This window comes from Plantactinospora sp. WMMC1484 (assembly GCF_049315195.1).
In the GTDB taxonomy this organism is placed as follows: domain Bacteria; phylum Actinomycetota; class Actinomycetes; order Mycobacteriales; family Micromonosporaceae; genus Plantactinospora.
In genome coordinates, this window is record NZ_CP186055.1 from 45,194 (window position 1) to 57,723 (window position 12,530).

Here is a 12,530-nt window from a genome sequence, read left to right on the forward strand (position 1 = left end):
GCCGTGTCGACCCAGCAGACTTCGCAGGACAATCCACTGGCGGGGTTCGGCCCCAACGAGTGGATCGTCGAGGAAATGTACCAGCGTTACCTCGCCGACCCCGCCAGCGTCGATCCAGCATGGCACGACTTCTTCGCCGACTACCGACCGAACGCCGGGCAGCCCGGCCCGGCCGGCGGCGGGGCCGGCGACAGCACGGTGAGCGGTGCCGGTGGCGCCGCCACGACCGCCGAGCAGCCGGCGCCCGCCCGCCCGGCGGCGAAGGCCGACGCCGCACAGGCCGCGACCCCGGCCACGTCGGCCAGCCCCGGCACCTCGACGCCGGAGGCCGCCGCCACGACCCGGCCGAAGCCGGACGGCAAGGCTCCCGCCGGGGCCAAGCCGAGCACGACCGCCGCGAAGACCACCGCCACGAAGACCACCGCCACGACGCCGAAGAACGCCGACACATCGAAGACTGCCGAGACGTCGAAGGCCAGCGCGACGCCGAAGGGCACGGGCGCGTCGAAGACCGCCGCCGCACCAACTGACGCGGCTGCCACCGGCCCGCAGACCACCCCGCTACGCGGCGTGGCCGCCCGGATCGTGCAGAACATGGACGCCTCGCTGGCGGTGCCGACCGCGACCAGCGTGCGCGCGATCCCGGCCAAGCTGCTGGTGGACAACCGCATCGTCATCAACAACCACCTCGCCCGGGGGCGCGGCGGCAAGGTCAGCTTCACTCACCTGATCGGCTGGGCCCTGATCAAGGCGCTCGCCGAGCACCCGGAGATGAACAACTCCTTCGCCGAGGTCGACGGCAGGCCGGCGCTGGTCAGGCCGGAGCACGTCAACCTCGGCATCGCAATCGACCTGGCCAAGCCGGACGGCTCGCGCACCCTGGTGGTGCCGTCCATCAAGGCCGGCGAGCAGATGGACTTCCGGCAGTTCTGGCAGGCGTACGAGGACATCGTCAGGCGGGCCCGGCGCAACGAGCTGACCATGGAGGACTACGGCGGCACCACGATCTCGCTGACCAACCCCGGTGGGATCGGCACGGTGCACTCCCAGCCGAGGCTGATGGTCGGGCAGGGCACGATCATCGGGGTCGGCGCGATGGAGTACCCGGCGCCGTACCAGGGGATGTCCGAGGAGACACTCGCCGAGCTGGCCGTCAGCAAGATCATCACGCTGACCAGCACGTACGACCACCGGATCATCCAGGGCGCGCAGTCGGGTGAGTTCCTCAAGACCATCCACGAGTTGGTCCTCGGCGAGCACGGCTTCTACGACGAGATCTTCACCTCGCTGCGCATCCCCTACGAGCCGGTGCGCTGGATGCGGGACGTGGCGGTCAGCTCCGAGGGGCAGATCAACAAGACCGCCCGGGTGATCGAGATCATCCACGCCTACCGGGTCCGTGGGCACCTGATGGCGGACACCGACCCGCTCGAGTTCAAGATCCGGAAGCACCCGGACCTCGACGTACTCCAGCACGGGCTGACGCTCTGGGACCTGGACCGGACCTTCCCGGTCGGCGGCTTCGCCGGCAAGCAGAAGATGAAGCTGCGCGAGGTCCTCGGGGTGCTCCGCGACTCCTACTGCCGCCGGGTCGGCATCGAGTACATGCACATCCAGGATCCGGAGGAGCGGCGCTGGATCCAGGAGCGGATCGAGCGGAAGTACACCAAGCCGGCGCCGGACGAGCAGAAGCACGTGCTCAACCGGCTCAACGCGGCCGAGGCGTTCGAGACCTTCCTGCAGACCAAGTACGTCGGCCAGAAGCGCTTCTCGCTGGAGGGCGGCGAGTCGCTGATCCCGCTCCTCGGCGAGGTGCTGGAGTCGGCCGCCGAGAACGACCTGGACGAGGTCGTGATCGGGATGGCGCACCGGGGCCGGCTCAACGTGCTGGCCAACATCGTCGGCAAGCCGTACGAGAAGATCTTCTCCGAGTTCGAGGGGCACCTCGACCCGCGCTCGACGCAGGGCTCCGGCGACGTCAAGTACCACCTCGGCCAGGCCGGCAAGTTCACCACACCGGACGGCGAGCACTCGATCAAGGTGTCGGTGACCGCCAACCCGTCCCATCTGGAGGCGGTCGACCCGGTGCTGGAGGGGATCGTCCGGGCCAAGCAGGACCGGATCGACCTCAAGCTGGAGGGCTACACCGTGCTGCCGGTGGCGGTGCACGGCGATGCCGCCTTCGCCGGCCAGGGCGTGGTCGCCGAGACGCTCAACCTGTCGCAGTTGCGCGGCTACCGCACCGGCGGCACCGTGCACGTGGTGGTGAACAACCAGGTCGGCTTCACCACCGCACCGGAATACTCACGGTCGAGCCTCTACAGCACCGACGTGGCCCGGATGATCCAGGCGCCGATCTTCCACGTCAACGGCGACGACCCGGAGGCCGTGGTCCGGGTGGCCCGGCTGGCCTTCGAATACCGCCAGGCGTTCAACAAGGACGTCGTGATCGACATGGTCTGCTACCGGCGGCGCGGGCACAACGAGGGCGACGACCCGGCCATGTCCAACCCGTTGATGTACAAGATCATTGACTCGAAGCGGTCGGTCCGAAAGCTCTACACCGAGGAACTGATCGGGCGCGGCGACATCACCCTGGAGGACGCCGAGGAGTTGCTGCGCGACTTCCAGTCGCAGCTGGAGCGGGTCTTCAAGGCCACCCGCGACGCCGCCTCGTCGGCCCGCCCCGCGAGCCGGCCTCGGCGGCAGCCCGAGCCGGAGCCGGAGGTGGAGACCGCCACCACCGTCGACGCGCTCCGCGCGGTCGGTACGGCGCACACCGCCCTGCCCGACGGCTTCAGCCCGCACAGGCGGATCCAGCAGTTGCTGGACCGGCGGGCCAAGATGGCCGAGTCCGGCAACATCGACTGGGGCTTCGGCGAGATCATCGCCTTCGGGGCGCTGCTCCAGGACGGCGTGACCGTCCGGCTGGCCGGCCAGGACTCCCGGCGCGGCACCTTCGTGCAGCGGCACGCCGTCATCGTCGACTCCCGGACCGGCGTCGAGCACGCCCCGCTGAGCACCCTGGGTGGCGACCGGGCCCGCTTCTTCGTGCACGACTCACTGCTCAGCGAGTACGCAGCGATGGGCTTCGAGTACGGCTACTCGGTGGAGAACCCCGAGGCGCTGGTGCTCTGGGAGGCGCAGTTCGGCGACTTCGCCAACGGCGCACAGACGGTGGTCGACGAGTTCATCTCCTCCGGCGAGGTGAAGTGGGCCCAGCAGTCGGCGCTGACCCTGCTGCTGCCGCACGGACACGAGGGCCAGGGGCCGGACCACACCTCCGGCCGCCCGGAGCGGTTCCTCCAGCTCTGCGCCGAGGACAACATGCGGATCGCCATCCCGAGCACTCCGGCCAACTACTTCCACCTGCTGCGCCGGCAGGCGCTGTCGCCGAAGCGCAAGCCGCTGGTGGTCTTCACCCCGAAGTCACTGCTCCGGCACAAGCTCTGCGTCTCCAGTGTGCAGGACTTCACCACCGGCACCTTCCAGCCGGTGCTGGTCGACAACGCCGGGGCGGCGCCCGAGTCGGTCAAGCGGGTGCTGCTCTGCTCCGGCAAGGTCTACTACGACCTGCTCCAGGCCCGCACCGATCGCGGCATCACCGACACCGCGATCCTCCGGATGGAGCAGCTCTATCCGCTGCCGGTGGAGGAGGTCCGGGCCGCCCTCGCGCAGTACCCGAACGCCGAGGACGTCGCCTGGGTCCAGGAGGAGCCGGCCAACCAGGGCGCCTGGTCGTTCGTGGCGCTCAACCTGCTGGAGCACCTGGACGGCGTGGGGCTGCGCCGGATCTCCCGGCCGTCGGCGGCCGCACCCGCGGTCGGCTCGGCCAAGACGCACGACGTCGAGCAGACCGCCCTGATCGAGGCGGCCCTGCCCCGCCCCTGAGAGGCGTTAAGAAGGGCCCCTTCATATACAAAAAGCGATATGAGGGGGCCCTTCCTTTCATTGGAGAGGTAGCCGTGTACTTCACCGACCGAGGCATCGAGGAGCTGGTCGAGCGCCGGGGCACCGAGATGGTCACCCTGGAGTGGCTGGGTGCGCGGCTGCGCGACTTCGTCGACCTGAACCCGGAGTTCGAGACGCCGGTGGAGCGCTTCGCCACCTGGCTCTCCCGGCTGGACGACGAGGACGACCTGTAGCAGCGCCTGTGGCAGACGGTTGAAGCAGGCCCTGGCCGGGCCTGGGGCATGCCCGGCCCGGCCAGGGCCGTCATGAGGCCGATCCGGTACGCGCGCACGATCGTCTCGATGAGGTCGGCGGTGTTCCACTGGCGTGCATCGTCAGGTGCGGTGCCGGTGGCGTCCAGGGCCGGGGTCATGCGGACCGCCGTGAGGTGCACGGCGGCCGCCGGCGAGGTGAACGTCCAGTCGGCCGTGACCCGGTGGAGGGGCCGCACGAGGCCGCGTGTCGGGCGCGGGGAAGAGAGGGCCAGCGGCATACGGCGCCGCGCCCCTCTGGACACGGCGCCGTATGCCAGCTGCCGGTACGGGTTACGGCTGTAGAGCCTCGGCCGCCGAGGTCCAGGTGGCCTCGTTGCGCACGTCCGCCACCTTCACCGACTCCGCGATCCTCGTGATCTCCGTGGCGGAGAGCTGCCCGGAGCTGACGACCTGCACCTGCACGTTGCCGTCCGCGCTCCACACATTGCAGAACGCCTCGCCCGTCTGCTGGTAGCACTCCGTCTCGCCGGCCTTGGCCTTCTGGTTGGAGGACGAACTGGGCGTGACGAAGATGCTGAAGCTGCCCGGGACCCGTCTGCCCTCGGGGCCGCCGTAAGGCTCGGTCAGCCCGGTGGTCGCCGGGACCGGGTTGGCGTAGGTCGCACCGCCGTAGTCGCCGTCGCGAGCCGCCGCGATGCCGTTCAGACCGGGCATGGCGTGCATGCCGATCTCCACCGGAAGATAGCCGGACGGCACGTAGCCCACCGTGAAGGGCAGCTTGGCCGGCTCCGCCGGGCTCGGCTTCAGGGCGGTGACCAGCGCCGACAGATCAGCGAGGGACGGGGCAGGACTGCTGGTGAACGCATTGACGACAGCCCATGCGTTGTCGGCGTACTCCCAGGCCAGTTGCCTGCCGGCGGGGGCGGTGCGGGTCGACTCGACCGCTCTGCGTCCGGCCACGACCAGCGAGGTGCCGCCGGTGATCCCGGACGGGTCGAACGCGCCCGGCCGGTAGAGGGTCAGGTAGGCGTAGAGCGTTCCGCCGGTCAGCTGCTTCCCCGCTGCGAGTTTCTGCAGGACCTGCTCGCGCGTCTTGCCATCGGCCGGCAGGTCGTCGATGGTCGGCAGGTCGTTGGCGGTCGGCGGGTCGTTGGCGGTCGGCAGGTCGTTGGCGGTCGGCGGGTCGTCGGTGGTCCTGCCCTCCTGGTACACCGGCGCGATCTGGTAGGCGGTGGACGCCACGATCGGGTCCTGCACGTGGAACCCGCCGGCCTCGAACGCCCTGAACGTGAAGGTGAATCCCTGAGCGTCCGGCCACGTGACGTCCGCGCCCTGACCGGCCCCGGCGCCGACCCCGGTGACCGGCTCCGGCGTGGACGGCTTCACCGACGACAGCGCGAACGTGCCGGCCACCACGACCGCGACCAGCCCGGCCGCACCGGCCGAGGCGAAGCCGGCCCGCCGGCGACGCTCGGCCCTCCGGCCGGCCGCGATGATCTCGTCGGTGCTGCACGCCAGCGGTGGCTCGTCCGCTGTCGCCGCGTCCACAATCTCACGCAACTGCATTGGTGAACTCCTCTATCCGGTCCCCGGTGAAACTGATCCGATCCGCTGCCAGCAGCTCGCGGAGCTTGGCCAGTCCGCGCGAGGTCTGGCTCTTCGCCGTTCCGACGTTGCAGTCCAGGACGAGAGCCGTGTCCTCCAGGCTCAGCCCCAGGTAGTGTCGGAGCACGATGGCGGCGCGCTGCCGGACAGGCACGGCGGCCAGCGCAGCCTTGATCCGCAGCCGCTCGTCGGTCGCGCCGTGTGGATCGCACATCGGGACGTCCGGCATGGCATCGCCGGCCGGTCGTTCCCGGCGCCATGGTCTGCGGGTCTCGTCGATGGCGGCCCGGTAGACCATGGTCTTGGCGTACAGCTCCGGGTGCTCCAGCTTGCGCCATCGCGGATAGAGCTTGACCAGCGCGTTGGCGACGGCGTCCTCCGCCGCGTGCCAGTCCCCGCAGGTCACATAGGCCAGCTTGCGCAGCGACGCCATCTGGGACGTCACGAACTCCCGGAACGCTTGCTCGTCTGCGGCTCTCAATTGCGCGCCTCCTCCTGACGGAGGTAGAACGGTGGCCGCGAGACCGGAAGTTGCACGAGGAAAAAAGTACTTGCCCGATTACTTTCCGGCGTCACCTGATAGACGCCGGCCAACGCCTCAGCCGAGGGCGAGCCAGCCGGCCAGGACGACCAGTGCGACGCCCACGATTGCGACGCCGAGAATCAGCGGGAGTCGGGACGGCCTTTCGTCGGCGGTCGGCTGGGACGAGTGGGCGAAGGCCCGGAACGCCTCGGTGTTACCGCTGGGATCAGAGTGCTGCTCAACCATGTGGAGCACACTAACGAACCGGTGCACGGTCGGGCCCGCCCTACCTCGGCCGGCGTGGCCGCCCTACCCCGAACCTGGATGCTCGCTGGATCGATCCCGGCCGGTAGGGCTCATAGCGTCGTGGCATGACCACCTCGATCACTCTGTCGCCACCGCCTCCCGGCCCCGGCACCCGCCCGGCACCGGGCCGCCGGGGCAACCTGGCCGGCAGGATCGCCGGTTGGAGTGCCCGGCACCGGGCCGCCGCCGTCCTCGGATGGCTGCTGTTCGTGGTCGCGGCGACCGCACTCAGCGTCGTCGTCGGCACCGTCGAGGCGAAAGACAGCGACTACGGGCGCGGCGAGTCCCGCCAGGCAGACGAGATCATTGCCGCCGCCGGGTTCCCCGATCGGGCCGCCGAGATGGTGCTGATCGAAAGCGACGGCCTGGACGTCGATGATGCCGCCTTCCGGGCCGCGGTCGCCGACACGGCCACGGCCGTCGAGCGTACCGGCCGGGTCGAGAACGTCAGGTCGGACGCCGTCTCCGCCGACCGGCACGCCGTGCTGGTCACCTTCGACCTGACCGGCCCCGCCGAGGGCGCCGCCGACCGGGTCGGACCGGTACGCGACGCCGTCGCCACCGTGCAACGCAACCATCCCGAGCTGTACGTGGCGCAGACCGGCGGCGCCAGCATCGGCGAGGCGATGGGCCGGACCCTGGACGCCGACATGCACCGGCTGTCGATGCTCTCCATACCGGTGACGCTGGGCATCCTGATCGTGGCGTTCGGGGCGCTGCTCGCCGCCGTCCTGCCGATGGGACTGGCCCTGACCGCCTTCCTGGGTTCGCTGGGGCTGCTCGCCCTGGCCAGCCGGTTCGCCCCCGCCGTGGACACCACCATGCACCTGATGCTGTTGATGGGACTCGCGGTCGGGGTCGACTACTGCCTCTTCTACCTGCGGCGGGAGCGCGAGGAGCGGGCCCGGGGCGCCGACCCGGAACAAGCCCTGGCGATCGCCGCCGCCACCTCCGGGCGGTCCGTGCTGATCTCGGCGCTCACCGTGATCATCGCCATGTCGGGCATGTTCCTGACCCAGGACACCACCTTCATCAGCCTGGCGACCGGCACGATCCTGGTGGTCGCCGCCGCTGCGGTCGGCTCGCTCACCGTGCTGCCGGCGGTGCTCAGCAAGCTCGGCGACCGGATCGACCTGGGCCGGGTGCCGGGACTGTACCGGCGGCAGTCGGACGGCCGCTTCTGGCGCAAAACCATACGCGCCGTGCTGCGCCGACCCGGGCTCTCCGCCACGCTTGCCGCCGCCGCCCTGCTCGCCCTGGCCCTGCCGCTGCTCGGCATGCGTACCGCCGAGGAGGACGTCACGGCGCTGAAGAACCCCGCTCCGGCGCTGAGCGCGTACCTCCGGGTCAAGGCCGCCTTTCCCGGCGGCGCCGAGCCGGCGGTGGTGGCGATCCGGGCCGACGACGTGACCACCCCCGCGCTGACCGCCGCGATCGACGACCTGGAGGCCCGGGCACTGGCCACCGGTCAACTGCACGGGCCGATCACCGTCGAGGTCAATCCGGACCGGACGGTTGCGGTGGTCCGGGTGGGGGTCTCCGGCTCCGGCGTCGACGCCGCCTCCGAGCGGGCGGTACGCACGCTCCGCGAGCAGGTCATCCCGCGCACCGTCTCGGGGGTCGACGGCGCCGAGGTGTGGGTCACCGGGCTCGCCGCCGACTCGGTCGACTTCAACGCCGCGCTGGGCCGCAGCGTGCCGCTGGTCTTCGGGTTCGTGCTGGGGCTGGCGTTCCTGCTGATGTTGGTGTCATTCCGATCCGTGGTGGTGGCGCTGACCGCGATCGTGCTCAACCTGCTCTCGGTCGCCGCCACGTACGGGCTACTGGTGCTGGTCTTCCAGCACGGCTGGGGCGAGGCCCTGCTCGACTTCGAGTCGGTCGGCGCGATCACCAACTGGGTGCCGCTCTTCCTCTTCGTGATCCTCTTCGGCCTCTCGATGGACTACCACGTCTTCGTGCTCAGCCGGATCCGGGAGGGGTACGACCGGGGCTGGCCGAGCCGGCTGTCGATCTCCCACGGCATCCGGGGTACGGCCGGCGTCATCACCAGCGCCGCCATGGTCATGGTCGCGGTATTCGCCCTCTTCACCACCGGCTCGGTGGTTTCGATGAAGGAACTCGGCTTCGGCCTCGCCATCGCGGTGCTGATCGACGCCACCGTCGTCCGGGCCGTGCTGTTGCCGGCGGTGATGGCCCTGCTCGGCGACCGGAACTGGTATCTACCCCGGTGGCTGGAGTGGCTCCCGCGGTTCTCCCACGGCGACGCTCCGGCCGGACGGGACGGCGGGGACGGCGGAGGCGAACCGTCCGGGTGGCCGCCGTACGAAGACCGGAAAGCTGGCCTCGTAGGGCGGCCCACCGTCTAGCGTCGATGCTGTGCGCGTGAACCCCAGGGTCACGGGGCTGATCGTCCTGTTGCTGCCGCTCGCGCTCACCGTCAGCGGGTGGGTGGTCGCCGCTCCGGCTCCCGCGGCATCGCCCGGTTCAGCCCCGGATCGGACGTACGCGGTCGGCGTGCGTACGTTCGATCTCGATCGCGGCGCCACCCGCCCGCTTCCGGTCACCGTCTGGTATCCGGCCAGGGGCGGACCGGCCACCGCCCCGGCCGCCAGCCCTCCGCGTCACAACGTCCCGGTGGCCACCGGCCGCTTCCCGATCGTCCTGTTCAGCCACGGCCTGCACAGCCTGCCCCAGTTGCACGCCCCGGTCACCACGAGATTGGCGTCCGCCGGCTTCGTGGTCGCCGCGCCCGCCTATCCGCACACCAGGCGGGCGGCGCGCCGGTTCGACCGCAGCGACATCCGCCGCCAGCCCGCCGACGCCTGGCAGGTCGTCCAGCACCTGAGCCGGCTGAACCGGGTTGCCGGCGACCGGTTCGCCGGGCACCTCGCGGTGACCCGGATCGCCGCCGTCGGCCACTCCGCCGGCGGCTACACCACGGCCGGCCTCTTCACGCCGGGCCACTCCGCGTGGCTGCGCGGCGGCGTCGTGATCGGGGGCGGCGGGATGCCCGGTGCCAGCTTCGGCGGACCGCCGGCACCGCTGCTCTTCGTGCACGGTGAGGCCGACCGGGTCGTGCCGTTGGCCAGGTGCCGGCAGGCGTACCGGCGGGTGCCCTGGCCGAAGGCTTTCATCACGGTGACCGGTCAGGGGCACGGCGAATACCTCACCCCGGGCCGACGCGGCTTTGCACAGACGCTCGCCGCGACCACCAACTTCCTGCGCTGGACGCTCTACGGCGACGCACGGGCCCGCCAGGAACTCCGTTCCGGCGCCGCGGTCCCCGGCATCACCACCTTCACCGACGAACTGTAAGGAAGGGCCCCCAGTTATCGCTTTTTGTTGTAGCGGGGGCCCTTCCTAACCGTTCGGGGGCGAGCGGGGCCGGCGAGGTCGCCGGGCGAGGCAGAATCGAGCCCATGCGCCGACAACCCTTCCGCGCCGTGCTGGCGGCCACGACCGTCGCGACGACCCTGGCGGTGCTCGGCTGCTCCGGCGGATCCGGCTCCTCGGCCGCCGAGCCCCTCCGGCCTTCGGCAAGCCCGACCTCGGCCAGCAGCGCCGCGGCCGGCCCCAGGCCGGGAGGCGTCGCACCGAGCCGGCGGTTCGCGGTCGGGAGGCGGGAGCTGACCTACAACCGGGGCGGTGACCGCCGGCTGCCGGTCACCGTCTGGTATCCGGCGAAGGGCGCGGCCGGCGGGTCGCCGCAGCGGGATGCCCGGGTCGCCGACGGACGGTTTCCGGTGGTGCTGTTCAGCCACGGCCTCACCGGCCGGCCGTCGGACTACCGGCCGCTGCTGACCCGCTGGTCGGCCGCGGGTTTCGTGGTGGTGGCGCCGACCTATCCGCACACCAGCCGGGGCGCGTCGGAGTTGCAGGTGCTCGACGTGGTCAATCAGCCGGCGGACGCGTCGTACGTGCTCACCCGCGTGCTGGCCCTGGCTGACGCGGCCGACGACCCGTTCCGGAACCATCTGGCCGTCGACCAGGTGGCCGCGGCCGGGCACTCGGCGGGTGGCGTCACCACCATCGGACTCTTCACCGCCGGCCGGGACGCGCGGCTCGACGCCGGAATCGTGCTTGCCGGCACCGCGCTCGGCGTCGGCACCACGTTCAGCGGGTCGGCCGCGCCCCAGCTCTTCGTGCACGGGAAGCTCGACGACGTGGTGTCGTACCAGGCCGGCAAGGCGGCGTACGACAGGGTCCCCTGGCCGAAGGCGATGCTGACGCTGCCGGACGGCGACCACGGCGGCGCGCTGCGCGGCAGCGACGAACGGGCCCTCGACGTGGTCACCGGCACCACCGTCGAGTTTTTGCGCTGGACCCTCTACGGCGATGCCCGGGCGCTGCGCCGGCTGCCGGCGCAGGCGACCCGGGGCGGCCTGGCCACCCTCGACGACCGGCTCTGATCTGCCTCGGCCTCAAGCGTCTGCCGCACGATCAAGCATCTGCCGCACGATCAAGCGGCAGACATCTGCCGCACGGTCAAGCATCTGCCGCACGGTCAAGCGTCTGCTGCGGCCTCGCGCGCGGCCGGTCCTGGCCCGACCGGCCGCGCTCTCCCGAGGGGTCGGCTACACGACCGGCTTGCGGTTGTCCGCGTAGAGGTTGGTCGCGCGGTCCCAGGTGATGCCGGCCTGGTCCGGCCGGGCTATCACGCCATATCTGTGGTTTCGCCCGAAGACGTTGCCGCTCACTCGGATGCTGGCGGCGTTGAGGTCGGTACGCACCCCGATGGAATAGTTTCCACCGTTGCAGTAGTTGCGTTCGAAGACCAGATTGGAGACGATCGGCCCGGTGGTCGATCCGATCATCAGGCAGGCATTGAACGGATCTTTGGTAACCGGGTTGTACGCCTCCAGCGAGTTCCCCCGGACCACGATATTCGACGCGCCGGTGGTCTGCAGCGTGTCGTTGTGCGAGCCGGGCCCCCGGGTCAGGTGATGAATCCAGGAATTTTCGACCACGACGTTGCTGCCCAGCCGGGGGCCGTCGATGACATTGCTGATGTCGACCCGGCGAAGCGTGTAGTCACCACAGCAGACCGCCGCCGAGTTCTTTCCCATACCGTTGATCTCGACATCTTCGACCACCAGATTCACCGCGTTTATCGTGCGGATGGAGTAGATCCCGTCGCAGGTGATCCGCGACTTTCGCAGGATGACGTTCTTGGCGGTGACGGTCACGCAGCCGGTGATGTTCAGACCGCTGAGTACCTGACCGTCCTGGGTGACCTTGATCGAGCCCGAGGCCCTGAGTGAGGTGCCGGCGGGCACCCCGGTGTCGTCGGGGCCGGGGAAGGTGCCGGGCGCCCGGTTGATCGGCGCCCTGGTCTCGGTCGCCGCGGCGGCCGAGGCCGGCCCGTCCGGAGAGGTCGGGGCGGAGTCGGGCGTCGGGGTCGTGGGGTCCGGCGCCGGCTCGACGGCAGGGGGAAGGTCGCCGGCGGCCACCGGCTTGCCGTTCCAGGTCGACATGACGATCGTCGCCGGGGCCTCCGGCGAGTGCAGGAAGCCGTTCTTGCAGCCGATGACCCGCACCCTGCGGGCCGTGTAGTTGCCAAACACCAGACCGTTCGTCCCGGGCCGGGTGCACTCAATCCTGGTGTTCTCTATCAACGCGCCGGAGAAGCCCTCGAAGATCCGTACGGCGTGCGCGCCGCCGTACTTGACGGTGCTATTCCGGATAGTGACGTCATTCGCCTTGATGTGTACGTACCCGTCAATCGTGCGACCGTCCAGCACCGCCCCGTTCCGGGTGACTGTCGTCGAGCCGTCACCACTGCTGGCGACCGCCACCCCGATCCCGGCGATGATGATCCCCAACGTCGTCGAACTCACCACCAGGGACCGTGGCGTACGCCAGCCGCGCCAATGGGTACGCCGGGACGGCGACCGTCGGGGATTATGCTGGCCCGCCACAGAGAAACTCAT

9 protein-coding genes are annotated in these 12,530 nt (G+C 70.5%); 5 read left to right on the forward strand and 4 right to left on the reverse strand.

Annotation, left to right across the window (positions count from 1 at the left end; translation table 11 throughout):
- The first annotated feature begins 3 nt into the window (after nt 1-3).
- Nucleotides 4-3,891 (forward strand): multifunctional oxoglutarate decarboxylase/oxoglutarate dehydrogenase thiamine pyrophosphate-binding subunit/dihydrolipoyllysine-residue succinyltransferase subunit, encoded by a 3,888-nt coding sequence (locus ACN28C_RS00190; RefSeq protein WP_422771604.1) that lies wholly within the window; start codon nt 4-6, stop codon nt 3,889-3,891.
- Between the two features lie 74 nt (nt 3,892-3,965).
- The gene (locus ACN28C_RS00195; protein ID WP_422771605.1) at nt 3,966-4,145 is read left to right on the forward strand and encodes a DUF6104 family protein; all 180 of its coding nucleotides are present in this window, start codon (nt 3,966-3,968) and stop codon (nt 4,143-4,145) included.
- Between the two features lie 351 nt (nt 4,146-4,496).
- Here ACN28C_RS00195 and ACN28C_RS00200 read toward each other — a convergent pair whose 3' ends face one another.
- From ACN28C_RS00200 to ACN28C_RS00210, 3 genes are all read right to left on the reverse strand, one after another.
- Entirely contained in the window at nt 4,497-5,732 is a 1,236-nt protein-coding gene (locus tag ACN28C_RS00200; protein WP_422771606.1) for a hypothetical protein, read from the reverse strand.
- Nucleotides 5,719-6,252, reverse strand: coding sequence for a SigE family RNA polymerase sigma factor (locus tag ACN28C_RS00205; RefSeq protein ID WP_422771607.1), 534 nt, complete (start codon nt 6,250-6,252; stop codon nt 5,719-5,721). Before ACN28C_RS00205 ends, ACN28C_RS00200 begins: the two co-directional genes overlap by 14 nt.
- Nucleotides 6,253-6,369: 117 nt before the next feature.
- Complete coding sequence (locus tag ACN28C_RS00210) at nt 6,370-6,540, reverse strand: hypothetical protein (RefSeq protein WP_422771608.1); 171 nt, start codon at nt 6,538-6,540, stop codon at nt 6,370-6,372.
- A gap of 125 nt (nt 6,541-6,665) precedes the next feature.
- Here ACN28C_RS00210 and ACN28C_RS00215 point away from each other — a divergent pair, with 125 nt between their 5' ends.
- From ACN28C_RS00215 to ACN28C_RS00225, 3 genes are all read left to right on the forward strand, one after another.
- Nucleotides 6,666-8,966: an MMPL family transporter gene (locus ACN28C_RS00215; RefSeq protein WP_422771609.1), complete on the forward strand. Its 2,301-nt coding sequence runs from the start codon at nt 6,666-6,668 to the stop codon at nt 8,964-8,966.
- Nucleotides 8,967-8,982: 16 nt separating this feature from the next.
- Complete coding sequence (locus ACN28C_RS00220) at nt 8,983-9,915, forward strand: alpha/beta hydrolase family protein (RefSeq protein ID WP_422771610.1); 933 nt, start codon at nt 8,983-8,985, stop codon at nt 9,913-9,915.
- Between the two features lie 104 nt (nt 9,916-10,019).
- Nucleotides 10,020-11,009, forward strand: coding sequence for an alpha/beta hydrolase family protein (locus ACN28C_RS00225; protein ID WP_422771611.1), 990 nt, complete (start codon nt 10,020-10,022; stop codon nt 11,007-11,009).
- Nucleotides 11,010-11,174: 165 nt separating this feature from the next.
- Here the strand turns inward: ACN28C_RS00225 and ACN28C_RS00230 are convergent, their stop codons facing one another.
- The gene (locus ACN28C_RS00230) at nt 11,175-12,530 is read right to left on the reverse strand and encodes a hypothetical protein (protein ID WP_422771612.1); all 1,356 of its coding nucleotides are present in this window, start codon (nt 12,528-12,530) and stop codon (nt 11,175-11,177) included.

Bases quoted from the DNA above. Each gene is read 5' to 3' on its own strand.
- ACN28C_RS00200 (WP_422771606.1), bottom strand. From the start codon at position 5,732: ATGCAGTTGCGTGAGATTGTGGACGCGGCGACAGCGGACGAGCCACCG.
- ACN28C_RS00210 (WP_422771608.1), bottom strand. From the start codon at position 6,540: ATGGTTGAGCAGCACTCTGATCCCAGCGGTAACACCGAGGCGTTCCGG.
- ACN28C_RS00215 (WP_422771609.1), top strand. From the start codon at position 6,666: ATGACCACCTCGATCACTCTGTCGCCACCGCCTCCCGGCCCCGGCACC.
- ACN28C_RS00225 (WP_422771611.1), top strand. From the start codon at position 10,020: ATGCGCCGACAACCCTTCCGCGCCGTGCTGGCGGCCACGACCGTCGCG.
- ACN28C_RS00230 (WP_422771612.1), bottom strand. From the start codon at position 12,530: ATGAGTTTCTCTGTGGCGGGCCAGCATAATCCCCGACGGTCGCCGTCC.